The sequence below is a fragment of the Corallococcus sp. AB038B genome (genome assembly GCF_003668955.1).
Classification (GTDB): Bacteria; Myxococcota; Myxococcia; order Myxococcales; family Myxococcaceae; genus Corallococcus; species Corallococcus exiguus.
The window spans coordinates 422827-439432 of record NZ_RAWO01000003.1; the positions used below are offsets into that span (position 1 = coordinate 422827).

Consider the following 16606-nt stretch of genomic DNA (forward strand, 5'->3'; position numbering starts at 1 on the left):
CAGGGTGGACGCACCCATGCCCCTCATCGGCTTCCACGCGTCGCACGAACAGTTCCCGCCCAGTGAGCTCTTGCGCCTCTGCCAGAAGGCGGAAGGCGCGGGCTTCCAGGCCGCGCTCAACTCGGACCACTTCCACCCGTGGACGGAGGCGCAGGGGCAGAGCGGCTTCGCGTGGGCGTTCATGGGCGCGGCGCTCGCGACCACCGGGCTGTCCTTCGGCTCCGTCACGGCGCCGGGCCAGCGCTACCACCCGGCCATCGTCGCGCAGGCGCTGGGCACGATGAACGAGATGTACCCCGGCCGGGCGTGGATGGCGCTCGGCAGTGGCCAGTACCTCAACGAGGCCATCACCGGCACGGGCTGGCCCGCGAAGGACTTGCGCAATGTGCGCCTGAAGGAGTGCGTGGACATCATGCGCGCCCTCTTCCGCGGCGAGACGGTGACGCACCGGGGGCTCGTCACCGTGGAGGAGGCGAAGCTCTACACGCGCCCGAAGGACATGCCCCTGCTGGTGGGCGCGGCCGTGACGCCGAAGACGGCGGGATGGGTGGCGGGCTGGGCGGATGGCCTCATCACCACCGCGCGGCCCCCGGAGGAGCTGCGCAAGGTGGTGGCGGCCTTCCGAGAAGGCGGCGGCGAGGGCAAGCCCATGTTCCTCAAGGTGCAGCTGTCCTACGCGAAGGACGACGAGCTTGCCCGCGAAGGCGCGTACAACCAGTGGGCGTCCAACATCTTCGCCAACAGCATGCTCACGGACCTGCGCACGCCCGCGCAGTTCCAGGAGGCCGCGAACGTGGTGCAGCCGCACGACCTGGACGGCCCGCTGCGAGTCTCCAGCAGCTTCCAGCAGCACATGGACTGGCTGGGCGAGGACCTGCGCCTGGGCTTCGACCGGCTGTACCTGCACAACGTCAACCGCGACCAGGACGGCTTCATCGAGGCGTTCGGTAAGAAGGTGATTCCGGCCCTCACGCGCTGAAAGCCACTGGGTATGCTCGGGAGCATGCCCACCGAAGTGCTGTCCCGTCAGGCCCTCAACCGCGCCACGCTCGCGCGCCAGTTGCTGCTCACGCGCGAGAAGATGACCGTGCCGCGCGCCATCGAGCATCTGGTGGGGCTCCAGGCGCAGCTCGCGCGTCCGCCGTACCTGGCCCTCTGGTCGCGCCTCCAGGGCTTCCAGCGCGACACCCTCACGAAGCTGGCGCTCAAACGTGAGCTGGCGCGCGGCACGATGATGCGCGGCACGCTGCACCTGATGACCGCGAAGGACTACCTGCGCTTCCGCGGCCTGTTCCAGCCCCTGCTCAACGTGGCCATGCGCTCCGTGCTGAAGGAGCGCGCCACGGCGTTGGATCTGCCCGCGCTGCTGGCCACCGCGAAGCCCTTCCTCCAGGAGAAGCCCCGCACCTTCGAGGCGGTGCGCGAGCACCTGATGAAGCACCACGTGGACGGCGACGAGCGGGCCATGGGTTTCGCCGCACGGATGATGCTGCCGCTCGTCCAGGTGCCCGAGGAAGGGCTGGAGTGGGGCTGGCCCGGCAACTCAGGCTTCACGCTGGCGGAGTCGTGGCTGGGCGAGAAGCTCTCCACGGACGACGACGCGTCGCCGCTGGTCTTGCGCTACCTGGCCGCCTTCGGTCCCGCCACCGTGGCGGACATGCAGAGCTGGTCTGGCATCAAACCGCTGAAGGACGCCTTCGAGAAGGTGCGCGGCAAGCTGGTGGAGTTCCGCGACGAGAAGAAACGCGTCCTCTTTGATTTGCCCAAGGCCCCGCGCCCGCCCGAAGAGACACCCGCGCCGGTGCGCTTCCTGCCGGACTTCGACAACCTCATCCTCTCCCACGCGGACCGGACCCGCGTCGTGCCGGAGGAGCACCGTGCGATGTTGTCCACGAAGAACCTGCGCGTGCTGAACGTGTTCCTGGTCGACGGGCGCACCGCGGGCGTCTGGACCACCGAGCGCACGAAGGGCACCGCGACGTTGGTCTGCAATGCCTTTGACGCGCTGAAGAAGCCTGTCCGCGACGCACTGGTGCAGGAGGGAGAGGACCTGCTGCGCTTCAGCGACCCCGAGGCTGCGAAGGTGGCAGTGCGGTTCGCCACCTAGGAGCACCATCTCGACTCCTGATGTGCCCTCGGGGCATGGCCCCTCCTGATTGGCCGAGTTGTCGGACCCGGCGGGTATGACCGGGATCCGCACACCAGTCCGGGGTGCCGCCAGGAGGCGCGAGCGATGGGGAACCGCTGGTGGGCGGTGCTGTGGTTGTTCCCGCGAGGGGACGGGCCGCGGCATCCAGGTGCGTTCGCGTCGGTGGACCTGGGAGTGGACCATGCGCGCTGACGTCCTGCTGACGTGCGTGGCCCTCCTCTTCACCGGCTGCGCCTCGGTGCCTGCCGGTCATGGAAAGACGCTGAGCTACACGTCCCGCTCGGACTCCCCTGGCGTGCGAGCGTCGAACGACGAAGCGCCGCGAGCATCCGCTCCGGCGGCGAATGTTACGCCCCGCGAGCAAGCGCCACGGCTGTACCGCCGCAAGGCCGTGCGCGATGAGATGACGGGAGCGAGCCCCGTTCGTGCGGTGGCCATGGCGGACGTCACCCGCTCCGACGATGTGCAACCGGACGCCTGGGAACAGTTGGTTACGAACGCGGGGCTGGAAGCGAGTGACGAACGCCCTCTGGGAGGCGCGCTGACGCCCACGCAAGCGGCGCGACTGATGGGAGTGCTTCTGGGCAAGCCCGTCACGTTGAGCACCTTCCCGCCTCGCATGGCCGCAGGCTTCATTCTTCGCGAGGTGATGGAGGGAGGCGAAGTCGCGCGGAAGGAACTGCTACGGCGGGTGGAGCGCTTCTCCCGGGAGCAGATCGCGGTTCTGCGACCCGATGGCTATCTCGCGTGGGCACTCACCGGGCGCACCCAGCAAAAGGTGGCAGCAGTCGAATGGAAGGACGGCGCCTTCCGCGCGCATGGCTTCGAACTGGGCCGGTTCTACAGCGGCAAGGGCGGTGTGTTCCGGACCGTGGACGCGCAGTTGCAAGCTTCGGACTGGCGGCCCCTGGCCGAGGTTTATGACGACGCGGACGTCGTCAGCCGCACCTTGGATGGAGCCGAGGATGCATTCGTGGAGCTGTACCACGCGCTGGGACAGTTGCTTTCGCGTCCCGTGGACAGCATCGCGGGCCTGAGCCGCCTGCCAGCGGGCGTGGCGGCGCTCATCGCTTCATCGCCCGCGTACTGGGAACGCTTCCAGTCCATGACCCGTGGCGAGCAGATCCGTGAAGTGTCGCGGCTGACGACAGGACTGCTCTTCACCGCGGGCGCAGCCTCGGCCACGACGCGGACGCTGAAGGGAATGTCGGTGGGCGTGGAGGCCACGGTGCCGGTGCTCTCGCTGTCGGTGGAGGGCGCGCTGGCGCTGGAGCGGGTCTCAGTGCCAGTAGGACGCGCGGCGGCGGTGTTGAGCGGTGGGCCCGGGGCGGCCATCATCCTCCAGCGCGCGAACACGACTGGCAGTGGCGCGGCTCCGTCCAAGGGGCCCGGGCAGTGGGGGCCGGTGAAGGAGTCGATGTCCACGCGTGCCCGGCGCTACCAGGAGCAGATCTCCGGGCATTCGGCGGATGAAGCGTACTGGGTCGGTGGCACGAGCACGAAGGCTGGTGGCGTGAAGTTCGACGGCTTCAGGGACGACGCGCTGCTGGAGGCCAAGGGACCCGGCTACGCTGAATTCTTCGAGGACAACTTCGACCCCAAGGGTTGGTTTGAAGCGTCAGGCAAGCTCCAAGACCTCGCGGACCAAGCCGAGCGGCAACGCCGCATCGTCCAGGGCATGGGCATCCGCATCGAATGGCACGTCGCCGAGAAGCATGCAGCCGATGCGATGCGGAACCTGCTTGAGAATAGGGGCGTCACAGAGATTACCGTCATCCATACCCCGGCCCGCTCCCTGGTACGCTGACCCGTGCGCGTCATGACGACCCAGCCCACACCTGCGCTCCCTCCTGACTCCTACTCCGCCGGTGCCTATTGGGGGCCACGCAAGGAGTCCCCCGAGGAATGCGCCCGTCGAGCGGTGACGTTTCTCGACTCGCTAGCCGCGTGTGACCCCCTGCTGGCGCACTGGAACAAGATCCCCAAGCCTCGCGGCAAGGGCCGCAAGACCCCGCTGACGCCACCTTCCCTCCCTGCTTTGACGGAAGCATTCCGGCGCGGTGTGAATCGGGAGCCCGGCGGGCCTCCTATCGAAGATCTGGGCTTCCGCGTCGGGGCATACAACGACGGCACCGGCCAGGACTTCGCCTCCGTCAATATGAAATGCGGAAGCTACGCCGAGTTCCGCATTGCCAATTCGTGCGTCCTGTCGCTACCGGCCAAAGGGGCAAACGCGGAGCGAATATTTACGGCTTCCGTGCTGATCGAGGTGGTACGCAGCATGGCACTGGCCTGGGAACCGGATTGGGCAGTGGCCATGTCCCGCACCCATCGGGAGCTGGATGACGCGGACGGCAAGGCCGATATGTGGCTTGGCTGGGTGACGTACCTCGCGCGTCAGCGGGGCACGGTGCCGCCGCTGCCCGCGCCTGTGCGTATCGAGCCCGTGAAGGACAAGGGCACGTTGATCATCCTGACCCCTGAGCGCTTCACGGCCAGCAACCCCGAGCACGTCGCACTGGCGCGACGGGTGCGTGAACTGCTGGCCCAGGCAGGGCTCATGCGAACAGCTGGAGCAGATCCTCGCGGGTGATGGCGGCGGCGCCCGAGGCTTCGCTGAGCGCGGCTTCGAACAGGGCGCGCTTCTTCTCCTGAAGGCCCAAAATCTTCTCCTCCACCGTGCCCTGGGACACGAGCCGGTAGACCATCACCGGCCGCTCCTGTCCGATGCGGTGCGCTCGGTCCGCGGCCTGTGCCTCCACCGCCGGGTTCCACCACGGGTCCATCAGGAACACGTGGTCCGCCGCCGTCAGGTTCAGGCCCGTTCCGCCGGCCTTCAGCGACATGAGCAGCACCGGCGCTCCGTCCTGGCCCTGGAAGCGCGACGTCACCTCGCCTCGGTTCGCCGTCGCTCCGTCCAGCCGCTCGAAGCCGATGCCTGCTCCCTTGAGCCCCGGCTCGATGAGGTCCAACAGCGACGTCCACTGGGAGAAGACCAACGCCTTGTGGCCCTCCGCCACCGCCGTCTCCAGCGCGTCCACCAACGTCTGCACCTTGGAGGACGTCTTCGCGTGCTGCCCCGGCACCAGCGCCGAGTGGCAGGCCGCCTGCCGCAACCGCAGCAACGCCTCCAACGCCTTGAGCACGCTGCCGCCCTCGTTGAGCAGCGCCACCACCTCCGCTCGCGTCGCGGCCATCACCGCGTCGTAGACGGAGCGCTCGCGCTCATCCAGCTGCACGTGCATCACGGAGTCGGTGCGCGGCGGCAGCTCCGGCGCCACGTCCTTTTTCAGGCGGCGCAAGATGAACGGGCGGATGCGGCGACGCAGGCCTTCCGCCGCTCCGGGCTTGCCGTCCGCGATGGGCTGCGCCGTCTTCTCCTCGAACTGGCGGCGGCCTCCCAACAGACCCGGGTTGGTGAAGTGCATCAGGCTCCACAACTCGTCCAGGCGGTTCTCCAGCGGCGTACCGCTGAGCGCGAGCCGCAGGTTCGCCTTGAGCCCGAACGCCGCGCGCGACACCTGGCTCTCCGGGTTCTTGATGGCCTGGGCCTCGTCCAGCACCACCGCCTCCCACGTGGGCGCGCCCAGCACCGCCGCGTCCAGGCGCAACAGTGCGTACGTGGTGAGCGTGATGTCCGCCGCCGGGTCCAGCTTGCGGCCGGGGCCGTGGTACACGCAGACCTTCAAGGACGGCCGGAAGCGCTGGAGCTCCGCCACCCAGTTGGGCAGCACGCTCGTGGGGCACACCACCAGCGACTTCGGCCCCAGGATGCAGATGGTCTGGAGCGTCTTTCCCAGACCCATGTCGTCCGCGAGGATGCCGCCCAACCCCGCGCCCTTGAGGAACGACAGCCAGCTCACGCCCTGCTGCTGATACGCGCGCAGCGTGGCGTTGAGCTCCGTGGGCAGCACCGGCGGCGGCAGCTTCTCGAAGCCCTCCACCAGCGGGGCCAGCTTGTCCAACCCCGGAGGCGGCGGCTGGTCCAATGACTCGCACAGCTGGGTCAGCTCCGGCAGCGCGTGGTTCGCGACGCGGCCATCCTCCTGGCGCGCGGCCAGCAGATCCGCCACGCGCTGCCCGTTCTTGTCCAGCCACGCGCGCGGCAGCGGGGCCCAGCCACCTCCATCCAGCGGCACCAGCCCCAACCCTTCCGTCCACGCCCGCACCACCGCGGCCGCGTCCACCGTGCGCGCCCCGCCCTTGCCGCCCTCCACCTCGAACTCCAGCGTGAAGCGCACCTCCGGCACGCCCGCGCCGGACGCGCCGCCATCCACGCGCAGGGACGGCTTGAGGCGCATGTCCGGGCTGACGATGCCCGCCGCGTCGCCGCCCAGGTCGCCCCGGAATTTCCGCAGCTTGTCCGCGAAGCGCATCATCTCCGGGCCCTGCACCGTGAGCCTTCGGCCGGGCACCAGGTTCAACTCGTCGCGCAGTTGGTGGAGCAGCTTCTGCTCCGCGGGCTCGTCACGCAGCGGCACCGCGCCGCGCAGGTACACCATGCGCCCGTTGTCGATGCGCACCGTCGGCGGCGCGCCGTACACCAGCGTGGGCAGCACCGACAGGCCCTGCGTGAGCTGGTTCAGCTCCAGGAGGATGCGCGGCTTCAGGTCGCGGTCCACCGACGGCAGGCGGCGGCTCCGCATGTCCACCGGCATGCGCCGCGCCAGCTCCGGGAGAATCTTCGCGGACAGCTCGCCCAACTGCTCCGGCGAATACGTGCGCACAAGCGGCAGGTGCTGAAGCCACGCGCCCGTCATCGCCGTCTCGCCCAGGCGCACCAGGGATTCCGCCGTCAGCGCGACGCCGGGGCTCACCACCTCCGTGATGCGCGGATCCCTCGTGATGGTGATGACCCACTGCTGGCCCTTGTCCTCCACCTTCGCGCGCGGGGGCAGCACCTCGCCGGACACCGCCACCGGCCGGCCGTCCAGCAGCACGTTGCGCGCGGGCTCCAGGGCCCTCAGCAGCGCGTCCAGCTTCTCCGCGAGCAGCGGCCCCCGGGTGCGCCGCTCCAACAGGCGCTCCATCACCAGGTCCACCTGCTCCACCTGCAACGTGACGCCGGCCTGGGGCTTCGCCAGGCGCCCCGTGAGGTCCTCCAGCGGCTCCTCCGTGCCGTCCGCGTGCGCGAGGACCCGGTGCAGCTGCAGCCCTCCCTCCACTCGCGTGAAGCGGTACACCACTCGCGACCAGCGGTCCGACACCGCCTCCAGCGGCGCGTCCTGCTTCTCCGCCTTGTCCAGCGAGATGGCCGCCGCGACCACGTGCTCGCATGGGTCCACCGGACTGGGACAGTCGCACTCCCACGCCTCGTCGCCCGGATAGAGGACGACGGTGAAGGCCACGGCCCGGCCCGCCACCTTCACGCGCAGCTCGATCTCCGAGGCCGTGCGCGACTGGAGCGCCACCGCGCCGTCACGCGCGAGGCTGACGCCCCTGGACCAGAGTCCCGGCTTGGCTTCTTTCCGGACGGCTTCGAGGAGCTGGGTGTTCTCGGACATGGCAGGCGGATTCCCTACGCCCCGCCACGCCCTTGCGCAACGTCGGATGCGTCCCGGCTGACGGCCAGGCTACTCGTCGTCGTAGGACGGCTCGAAGAGGTAGGTCAGCTTCACCATGAACTCGCGGCTGAACACCGGCAGGGGCGCGTGTCCGCCGTTGTAGGGCTGGGCCACCCGGAAGTCGCTGCCCAGCAGGTTGTAGACGCCCGCGCCAATCTCCAGGCCCTTCGTCCCCACGTTCTCCGCTCGCACGAAGAGGTTGAGCAGCAGCCGGGGCGACAGCGTCTGGACCTCCGACACGCCCTCCTCGTCCGGCGCCCCCACGGCGAAGCGCTGGCCCACCAGCACGGCGGTGGGGCTGACGGACAGCCACGGCAGCAGCTTCGCCGTGCCCGTCAGCGTCACCTTGTGCGTGGGCAGCCCGGTGAAGGCGTTGGGCTGGCCGGGCACCAGGTAGTCCTCCACGTCGTTGCGCCCGCCCGGCCGGTAGAACGAATAGCCCGCCTGCGCGCGGCCCCAGGACCCTCGCAGCCGGTAGTCCAGCTCGATGCCCCGGCTGCCCAGGCGGCCCAGGTTGCGGTACGCCTCCGACGCCGTGACCGGGTCGTACGAATAGATGATGGGGTCCGTCACGCCCACGTCGAAGGCGTTGGCGCTCAGGCTCTGCCCCTCGCCCAGGCGCACGGTGGCTTCCAGCTCGTACACCGTGGTGCGCTCCGGCCGGACGTCTTCGCCCAGGGAGATGTTCTCGATGCCCGGCGCGCGGAAGGCGCGGCTGTACAGGGCCTTGCCGCTCACCGGCCCGAAGGACTTGAGCAACACCAGGCGCGGCACGAACGAGCTGCCAAAGGCGCTGTGGTCCTCGAAGCGCGCGCCCGCCACCACCGTGGCGATGGGGTTGTCCGAGTACACCTCCATGAAGGCCGCCACGTTGCGGTAGGAGACGACGTCCTCGTCGCCGTTGAAGGGCTCCTGCTGGCCGATGCCCGCCGGGCCTCGCAGCTGTCCCTGGTCGAACGCCAGGTCCACGCCACCCGTGAGCTGGAGGAAGTCGAACGCCGCCCAGCGCGCCAGGGCCCGGCCGCGCAGGCGCCGGTAGCGCTTGTCGTAGAAGAAGTCCGACGACTCGTCCGAGTCCCGGTAGGACTCGCCCAGCGTGAGGTTCAGCCGGGGGATGATTTCAATCCGGTCCGTGGGCCGGAAGCGGTCGCTCAGCTCGGCGTGGAACGATTCGAAGTCGGTGTTCGCGGGCGTGGGCAGCACCTCGTCCACGGAGACCACCGACGTGGTGTCCTGGCGCTGGTACAGGAGGCTCAGCTGGAGGTCCCGGTAGCCCACGCCGGCCTGCACCACCGTGGGGTCCATCGCGGACGCGCCGTTCATGCTCGCGGAGTCGCCGTAGAAGTCGTCGAACACGGCACCGCTGCGCTGCCCCTGCCCCAGCGACGCGGACGCGAACGCGCTCAGGCCCGGCGCGCTTTCGAACACCTTGCGGCCGGACACCGTGAGGCTGCGGCGGCCCAGGCCGTGCGCCAGCTGCCCGTAGGTGCCCACCACCAGCGCGTCCGTGCTGCCCTGGATGCCCCGGGTGATGACGTTGATGACGGCCAGCTCCGCGTTGCCGCCGTAGATGACCGAGCCGGGGCCGCGCACGACCTCGATGCGCTCAATCAGCTCCACCGGGAACTCGTGGCCCAGCTGCATCGTGGAGTAGAGCTGCTCGTTCATCTCCTTGCCGTCGATGATGAGCAGCACCTTGCCTTCCTGGCCCCACAGGCCCCGGAAGCCCGGCCCCACCGTGCCGGACACGTCCACGCCGAAGAAGAAGCCGGGCACCTGCAACAGCACGTCCATCAGGTCGCGCGCGCCGGAGGCCCTGATTTCGTCCGCGGTGATGGCCGTCACCACGGCCGGCGAGTCATGCAGCTTCGTGATGGCGAACGACGCCACCTGGCTGTGCACCTCCGGCTCTTCGTCCAGCTGCTCCTGGGCGGAGGGCATCTCCCCGGGGTCCAGGGTGGGCTCCGGCGCCGTCTGCGCGAAGCCCGTGCCCGAGCCCAGCAACGCAAGCCATACACACACACGACGCCCGTGCCTGGTGAAACCCATACGAAACAACCTTCTCGAAGTTGGGAGACGCGAGCCTGTCCCGGGGGGAGACAGGCCTCACGTGAAACAGAGTGTAGCGACTTCAGCGACGTCCGAAAGTTCTGGGATTACGCGCACTGCGTCGAATGCGGGCGTACGCCTGTTTCACTTCACGCGCACGCGGGTGCTGCGGCCCGGCTCGACCTCCACGGTCATGCGCCGCTTCACCTCGCCGTTGACGCGGACCTCCACCTTCGCGGGGCCCGAAGGCAGGGCCTGCGCGGAGATGGGCGGAAAGCCATACGGCCGGCCGTTGATCCACACCTCGCCGTAGAGCCCCGGCGACGTCACCTCCAGGTCGCCCCGCTGCGCCACGGCGGCCTTCGCCACGGAAGGCTCCGGCGGCTTCGTGGGCTCCGGGTCGCGCGGGGACGCAGCAGGACCACCCGCGGCCGGGGGCGAGGCCGGGACCACGGCCGCCACCTGGGCCACGGTCGGCTTCGGCGTGGGCGGCGTCAGTTCCGCGGAGAGGTCGCGGTTGAGCGAGCGCACCGAGTCCGCGTCCACCTCCACCGTCTCCTCGTACAGGCGGCGGTCGCCCTGCGCGAGCACCACGCGGTGCGCGCCCGCGGACACCGGCAGCCGCGCCGGTGTCAGGTCCACCGCCCTGCCATCCACCATCACCACCAGCCCCGGCGGCGTGGACGTCACCAGCAGGAGCCCGCCCTTCGCATCTTCCTGCGGAGCGGCCTGGGCGACCGGCTGCTCGCGGGAGCCACGCTTCCCGGGGCGCGTGCGGGACGGCGTGCGGTTGGGCGCCGGCTCACGCGGCGTGGGCGCGGTCCGCGTCTGCTCGCGCGAGCGCAGGTCGGTGGCGATGCCCAACAGCCGCGTCAGGTCGCTGTCCCCCTCATCCGGGCGCAGCTTGAGCGCCTCCGTGAACTGCGCGACCGCGCGCTCGTAGTCGCGGTCCTCCAGCGCGGCCAGGCCCGATGCGCGCAGCGCCCGCACGAGCCCCGCGTGCGAGTCCTCCTTGGGCGGGGACACGGACGCCACGGACTGAGGGAGGGCCACGGCGGGCGTGGGCGCGGGAAGCCGCGTGGCGGCGGGCTCGGGCTGCGCGGCCTTGCGCGAGCGGACCACCAGGTACGCCCCGGCGTTCACGGCCACGGTGCCCAGCAGGATGACGGCGACCCAGGTCTTCTGATTCTTCACGTTCAAAGTCCCACTTCCCACGACGACACGGTGCGCCCGCCCTTCACGCGATGAACAGCCAGAACACCGCGCTGCCCGCCAGCGCGACACCCGCCGCCGCGGCCAGCCCCCAGGGGAACGCCCCGTCCGCGGCCATCTGCTCCGGCGGAGGGATGACACCCGTGGTGGAGCCCGTCCCCGTGCTCCGGGGCAGCATGCCCGTGGGCACCAGCGCGCTGGGCTCGCGAATGTCCACCGCGTGCTCCAGCGGCGCGAAGGGCGACGGGCCGGAGATGCCGCTGGGCATGCGCGTGGAGCCCATGCCCGAAGCATCCGCGGACACTCCCGGCGACGAGCCCACCAGGGACCCCGGCACCGCCAGCGCCGTGGACACGCGGCCCGTGGCATCCGGCGGAAAGAGCGTGGCCATCAGCGCCGCCAGCTCCCGGCCGCCGGACGTCCAGTGCTGCGCCGTGCGGTAGCGCTCCAGGTCGTCGTGCAGCTCGCGCGCCGTCTGGTAGCGCTGCGCGGGGTCCTTCGCCAGGCACTTGAGCAGGATGCGCTCCAGGTCCGGAGAGAAGCCGGGAGCCACATGCGACGGCGGCGGCACGTCTCCCGCCGACGCGGCCATGATGGTGGCCTCCATCGAGTCGCGCTTGAACAGCCGGCGCCCGGTGGACGCTTCGTAGAGCACGATGCCCAGCGAATACAGGTCCGAGCGGTGATCCAACTCCCGGTTGGTGATCTGCTCCGGGGACATGTACGCGTACTTGCCCTTCACCACCCCGGCCACCGTGCGCTCCAGGTTCACGGAGCTCTTCACGATGCCGAAGTCCGCCAGCTTCACGATGCCGTCGCGCGACACCAGCACGTTGCCCGGCGTGATGTCCCGGTGCACCAGCTTCAGCGGCGTCCCGTCCGACAGCGTCTTCGCGTGCGCGTACGTGAGCGCGTCCGACATGGCCAGGCCCACGTCCACCGTCACCCGGGGCCCCAGCGGGATGTTCGCCGCCGCCGCGTGCCGCATGATGCGATCCAACGACTGGCCCTGGATCCACTCCATCGCCAGGTAGTACTGACCGTCGATCTTCCCGAAGTCGAACACCTGCACGATGTTCGGGTGCGTGAGCAGCGCCGCCACCTTCGCCTCGTCCGCGAACATCCGCGCGAAGGGCTCCAGGTTCGCGTACTCCGGCAGGATGCGCTTGATGACGCACGCCTTGGAGAAGCCGTCCGGCCCGTCAATCGTCGCCAGGAACAGGTGCGCCATCCCGCCCGTGGCGAGCCGCTGCACCATTCGGTACTTCCCGAAGAGGATGTCCACCCCGGGTGCGGCCGGCGACGGCGTCACGGTATCAACCCTGTCCAAATTGTACTCCCAGGACGGAACTCGCAATTCCGGGAAGATACCTATGCCGAGACCTCCCCACAAGTTTAGGACACCGTGTCAACAGGTTTTGCGGTGAATACACCTTTACAACGTAACGGATGGGCGACGGGCGGGTGTCCCGGCATATCCTCCCGGTCCTCCGCGCATGGCGACCTCCCCCTCCGACGCCCCGTCCCCGCTGGCCGCTCCCCGTCCGCTGTCCGCCCGGGACATCCGCACCCTGGGGCTGGCGGCGCTGGGGGGCGCGCTGGAGTTCTATGACTTCATCATCTTCGTGTTCTTCACGGCGGTGATGGGGAAGCTGTTCTTCCCTCCGGAGACGGCGGACTGGCTGCGGCAGCTGCAGACGTTCGGGCTGTTCGCGGCGGGCTACCTGGCGCGGCCGTTGGGCGGCATCGTGATGGCGCACTTCGGGGACCGGACCGGGCGCAAGCGGATGTTCACGTTGAGCGTCTTCCTGATGTCGGTGCCCACGCTGTGCATGGGCCTGTTGCCCACGTTCGCCACGGCCGGGTACGCGGCGCCGCTGCTCCTGCTCACGCTGCGGCTGTTGCAGGGGGCTGCGGTGGGCGGCGAGGTGCCGGGCGCGTGGGTGTTCGTCTCCGAGCACGTGCCGGAGCGCCGCGTGGGCCTGGCGTGCGGGACGCTCACCTCCGGGCTCACGCTGGGCATCCTGTTGGGCTCGCTGGTGGCCACCGCGGTCAACACCGTCTTCACGCCGGAGCAGGTGCTGGCGTACGGCTGGCGCGTGCCCTTCGTGGTGGGCGGCGTGTTCGGCTTCTTCGCCGTGTTCCTGCGCCGCTGGCTCCAGGAGACGCCCGTCTTCGAGGAGATGCGCCAGAAGAAGGCGCTCGTGCGCGAGCTGCCGCTCAAGGCCGCGCTCCGGGGCCACGCGCCCGCCGTGGTCGTCTCCATGCTGTTCACCTGGGTGCTCACCGCGGGCATCGTGGTGGTCATCCTGATGACGCCCACGCTGATGCAGCAGCTGCACGGCATCCCGCCCGCGAAGGCGCTGGCGGCCAACAGCGTGGCCACGCTCACGCTCACGGTGGGGTGCATCTGCTACGGGCTGCTCGCGGACCGGCTGGGGCCCACGCGGGCCATGGCCATCGGCTCGGGGATGCTGCTCGTCGCCGCGCAGCTGTTCTACCGGGGCGTGGCGGCCGCGCCGGAGCACCTGGTGCCGCTCTACGCGGGCGTGGGCTTCTGCGTGGGCGTGGCCGGCGTGGTGCCCGCGGTGATGGTGCAGGCCTTCCCTCCGGCGGTGCGCTTCTCCGGCCTGTCGTTCTCCTACAACGTGGCGTACGCGCTGTTCGGCGGCCTCACACCGCTTGCCGTGACGTTGGCCCTGAAACAGAGCGCGCTTGCGCCCGCGCACTACGTCTCCTCGGTGTGCGCGGTGGGGCTTGTGGTGTCTCTCCTGCTGTTCCGGGGTTTCACCGCTCGCTCCAGCGCTCCGGGCGAGCAGCCCGCACCGTCGCGCTGACGCCCGGCCGTCCGCCCACCTGGCGGCCCGAGGTGTTGACGTGTAGCCGACACATGAAACGCGCGGGTTCACGAAGCCAACCCCATCCGGGGCGCGTCGGCTATTCGGAGGGGACAGCGGAGGGGGCTTTGGACATGCCCTGTTCCCCTCCCGTGCGCACCTTGTCCCGGCGCGTGCTTCCGGAAGACGGACGCTCCGCGCATTGACCCTCTCCGACGGAACCCGGCATGCCCATCAAGACTCCTCTCTTCCAGAGCGGCATACCCAGCTTCGACGTCATCCTGGGTGGAGGCATCCCCGCTCGTCAGTCCTTCATCGTCACCGGCACACCCGGTTCGGGGAAGACGGTGCTGTGCAGCCAGGTGGCCTTCGAGGCCGCGGCGCGCGGCGTTCCCGTGGTGGTGGCCACCGTCACCTCGGAGCCCCACGACAAGCTGATGGAGGCCCTGGCCGGCTTCTCCTTCTTCAAGCCGGAGCTGCTGGGCGAGAGGTTCTTCATCATCAGCGCCTACTCTGCGCTCAAGCGGGGTGCGAAGGAGGCCCGGGAACTGCTGCTGCAGACGGTGCGCGAGCGCGGCGCGGCGATGCTCTTCATCGACGGGCTGCGCTCCATCCGAGACCTCTGGCAGGACGAAGCGCGGCTGCGCGAGTTCCTCTACGAGCTGGGCATCGGCCTGGCCGCCAGCAACTGCATTGGCCTGTTCACCACGGAGTATCCATTGGAACGGCTGATGGCGCTGCCGGAGGCCACCACGGTGGACGGCATCGTGGCACTGTCCGTCCAGCCCCAAGGCTCCCGCCGGGTGCGCCGGATAGAGGTGGTGAAGCTGCGAGGCCGACCCCACCTGTCCGGCGAGCACACCATGCTCATGCGCGAGAGCGGCGTGGAGTTCATCCCGCGCCTGGAGGCCGTTCCCATGGAGGTCCGGGACGAGCCGCCCACGCTCAAGCGCCTGGGCTTCGGCCTGCCGGAGATGGACGCGCTGATGCACGGAGGGCTTCCGGAGCTCAGCACCACGATGCTCGCGGGGAGCATGGGCATTGGCAAGACGCTGGTGGCCATGCACTTCGCCGCGGCGGGCGCGCGCCAGGGCCAGAAGGCGCTCTTCGTCTCCTTCTTCGATGCTCCGGCCATGCTCCGGGCCCGCGCCCTGCGCGTGGGGCTGGACGTGGCCCCCCTCCTGGACGATGGCCAGCTGACGCTGCGCCATCTGCCGCCCATGGAGTTGGAGGCGGACGAGCTCGTCCGGGACCTGCTGGAGCAGGTGGACGCGCTCGGCGTCCGGCGGCTGGTGCTGGACGGGCTCACGGAGCTGGAGCTGTCCATCCTGGACCCCGCCCGGCGGCGCACCTTCCTGGCGTCGCTCGCGATGCGGCTGCGCATGCGGGGGGTCACCACCCTGGTCACCCGTGAGGTGTCGAAGATCGTCGGCACGGAGCTGGACTTCAACGACGCGCCCGTCGCCAGCCTGGGGGAGAACGTGCTGCTCCTGCGCTACGTGGAGCTGCACGGCCAGATGCACCGCCTGCTGTCCGTGCTCAAGATGCGGGACAGCGAATACACCGCGGACCTGCGCGAGTTCCAGATCCGGGACACGGGCGTGAAGGTGCTCGCCCCGCTGCGCTCCGCCATGGGCCTGCTCACCGGACAGGCCCGGCCGCTGGGCACCACCATTGGAGGAGTGGGTGAATGAGCCTGGTCCTCATCGCGGAGGATGAAGAGGCGCTCCTGGAGGTCTTCTCCGAGGTGGTAGAGGACCTGGGCCACCGCGTGATTCGCGCGCACAACGGCGAGGAGGCACTGCTGATGGCGCGCACGGAGACGCCGGACCTGGTGGTCAGCGACCACATGATGCCGCGCAGGACGGGCATGCAGCTGCTGCACGCCATGCGCTCCGAGCCCACCCTGTCGGACGTGCCCTTCCTGCTCTTGAGCGCGGCGCGTCCGCAGGGGCGTGAAGCCGCCCAGACCTTCCTCGCGAAGCCGGTGGACCTGTCCACCTTCGAGCAGGCGGTGAGCAGCGCCCTCCAGCACCGCGCGGCAACCCACTCCGAAGCGGCTCCCACCGCGCGCGAGCCCTCCAACGCGCTGAGCCTGGCTCGCGAGGAGATGCTCAACTGGGTGGCGCACGAGCTGAAGACGCCGCTCAGCTCCGCGCGGCTCAACACGCAGCTGCTGCTGCGCAAGGTGCTGAAGCGCGGCATCGACGACGAGCGCCGCTCCGCGGAGGCCGTCCTGCGCCAGTTGGACCGGATGAACGGGCTGGTGACGTCCATCCTGGACGCCTCCCGGCTGGCGGACGGGAAGCTGGAGCTGAAGCTGGCACCCACGGACCTGACGCTCTTCCTCCAGGAGCTCGTCCAGGAGTGGCGCGACCTGCAACCGGAGATGGACTTCTCCCTGCACGCCCAGGAGCCGGTGGAGCCACTGATGATGGACGCGGAGCGGCTGCGCCAGGTGCTCAACAACCTGGTGTCCAACGCGGTGAAGTACAGCGGCACGTCGCGCCACGTCGAGCTGGGCGTGACGCTCAACCCCGGCCTCGTCCTCGTCCACGTGCGCGACTGGGGCGTGGGCATTCCCGCCAACGCCCTGCCCCACGTCTTCGACCGCTTCCAGCGCGCGGACGAGGACCGCGGACGCGGCCACGGCCTGGGCCTCTTCATCGCCGCGGCCCTCGCGAAGCTGCACGGCGGCTCGCTCTCCGCCCGCTCCACCCTGGGTGAAGGCTCCACCTTCACCTTGCGCCTGCCCCGGCTGAACTGAAGCAGTACTGCACGTTTCCGCCGGAACT

11 protein-coding genes are annotated in these 16606 nt (G+C 69.8%); 7 read left to right on the forward strand and 4 right to left on the reverse strand.

Annotated elements, in window-relative coordinates:
• The first annotated feature begins 16 nt into the window (after positions 1-16).
• From D7Y04_RS17925 to D7Y04_RS17940, 4 genes are all read left to right on the forward strand, one after another.
• Positions 17-979 carry a TIGR03885 family FMN-dependent LLM class oxidoreductase gene (locus tag D7Y04_RS17925; RefSeq protein ID WP_121760103.1) on the forward strand — a complete coding sequence of 321 codons (963 nt, stop codon included), beginning with the start codon at positions 17-19 and terminating at the stop codon, positions 977-979.
• A gap of 24 nt (positions 980-1003) precedes the next feature.
• Positions 1004-2107: a winged helix DNA-binding domain-containing protein gene (locus tag D7Y04_RS17930; protein WP_120597521.1), complete on the forward strand. Its 1104-nt coding sequence runs from the start codon at positions 1004-1006 to the stop codon at positions 2105-2107.
• Between the two features lie 223 nt (positions 2108-2330).
• Positions 2331-3956, forward strand: coding sequence for a Tox-REase-5 domain-containing protein (locus D7Y04_RS17935; RefSeq protein WP_121760104.1), 1626 nt, complete (start codon positions 2331-2333; stop codon positions 3954-3956).
• 12 nt (positions 3957-3968) lie between these two features.
• The gene (locus tag D7Y04_RS17940) at positions 3969-4742 is read left to right on the forward strand and encodes an immunity 52 family protein (RefSeq protein WP_121760105.1); all 774 of its coding nucleotides are present in this window, start codon (positions 3969-3971) and stop codon (positions 4740-4742) included.
• Here D7Y04_RS17940 and D7Y04_RS17945 read toward each other — a convergent pair.
• From D7Y04_RS17945 to D7Y04_RS17960, 4 genes are all read right to left on the reverse strand, one after another.
• The gene (locus D7Y04_RS17945; protein WP_120597518.1) at positions 4708-7653 is read right to left on the reverse strand and encodes a DEAD/DEAH box helicase; all 2946 of its coding nucleotides are present in this window, start codon (positions 7651-7653) and stop codon (positions 4708-4710) included. The genes D7Y04_RS17940 and D7Y04_RS17945 overlap by 35 nt on opposite strands.
• 69 nt (positions 7654-7722) lie before the next feature.
• Positions 7723-9762 (reverse strand): TonB-dependent siderophore receptor, encoded by a 2040-nt coding sequence (locus D7Y04_RS17950; RefSeq protein WP_121760106.1) that lies wholly within the window; start codon positions 9760-9762, stop codon positions 7723-7725.
• 144 nt (positions 9763-9906) lie between these two features.
• The gene (locus D7Y04_RS17955) at positions 9907-10956 is read right to left on the reverse strand and encodes a PEGA domain-containing protein (RefSeq protein WP_121760257.1); all 1050 of its coding nucleotides are present in this window, start codon (positions 10954-10956) and stop codon (positions 9907-9909) included.
• Between the two features lie 43 nt (positions 10957-10999).
• A complete protein-coding gene (locus D7Y04_RS17960) occupies positions 11000-12286 on the reverse strand; it encodes a serine/threonine-protein kinase (protein ID WP_233601478.1) in 1287 nt (428 codons plus the stop codon).
• 184 nt (positions 12287-12470) lie between these two features.
• Between D7Y04_RS17960 and D7Y04_RS17965 the strand changes: the two genes are divergently transcribed.
• From D7Y04_RS17965 to D7Y04_RS17975, 3 genes are all read left to right on the forward strand, one after another.
• Positions 12471-13811, forward strand: a complete 1341-nt coding sequence (locus tag D7Y04_RS17965; RefSeq protein ID WP_121760108.1) for an MFS transporter — start codon at positions 12471-12473, stop codon at positions 13809-13811.
• A gap of 227 nt (positions 13812-14038) precedes the next feature.
• Entirely contained in the window at positions 14039-15505 is a 1467-nt protein-coding gene (locus tag D7Y04_RS17970) for an ATPase domain-containing protein (RefSeq protein ID WP_120596943.1), read from the forward strand.
• Positions 15502-16578 carry a HAMP domain-containing sensor histidine kinase gene (locus D7Y04_RS17975; RefSeq protein ID WP_121760109.1) on the forward strand — a complete coding sequence of 359 codons (1077 nt, stop codon included), beginning with the start codon at positions 15502-15504 and terminating at the stop codon, positions 16576-16578. Before D7Y04_RS17970 ends, D7Y04_RS17975 begins: the two co-directional genes overlap by 4 nt.
• Positions 16579-16606: the final 28 nt, after the last annotated feature.

Excerpts from the sequence above, each read along its gene's own strand:
- D7Y04_RS17925 (WP_121760103.1), top strand. The coding sequence starts at position 17 with ATGCCCCTCATCGGCTTCCACGCGTCGCACGAACAGTTCCCGCCCAGT.
- D7Y04_RS17930 (WP_120597521.1), top strand. The coding sequence starts at position 1,004 with ATGCCCACCGAAGTGCTGTCCCGTCAGGCCCTCAACCGCGCCACGCTC.
- D7Y04_RS17935 (WP_121760104.1), top strand. The coding sequence starts at position 2,331 with ATGCGCGCTGACGTCCTGCTGACGTGCGTGGCCCTCCTCTTCACCGGC.
- D7Y04_RS17940 (WP_121760105.1), top strand. The coding sequence starts at position 3,969 with ATGACGACCCAGCCCACACCTGCGCTCCCTCCTGACTCCTACTCCGCC.
- D7Y04_RS17945 (WP_120597518.1), bottom strand. The coding sequence starts at position 7,653 with ATGTCCGAGAACACCCAGCTCCTCGAAGCCGTCCGGAAAGAAGCCAAG.
- D7Y04_RS17950 (WP_121760106.1), bottom strand. The coding sequence starts at position 9,762 with ATGGGTTTCACCAGGCACGGGCGTCGTGTGTGTGTATGGCTTGCGTTG.
- D7Y04_RS17965 (WP_121760108.1), top strand. The coding sequence starts at position 12,471 with ATGGCGACCTCCCCCTCCGACGCCCCGTCCCCGCTGGCCGCTCCCCGT.
- D7Y04_RS17970 (WP_120596943.1), top strand. The coding sequence starts at position 14,039 with ATGCCCATCAAGACTCCTCTCTTCCAGAGCGGCATACCCAGCTTCGAC.
- D7Y04_RS17975 (WP_121760109.1), top strand. The coding sequence starts at position 15,502 with ATGAGCCTGGTCCTCATCGCGGAGGATGAAGAGGCGCTCCTGGAGGTC.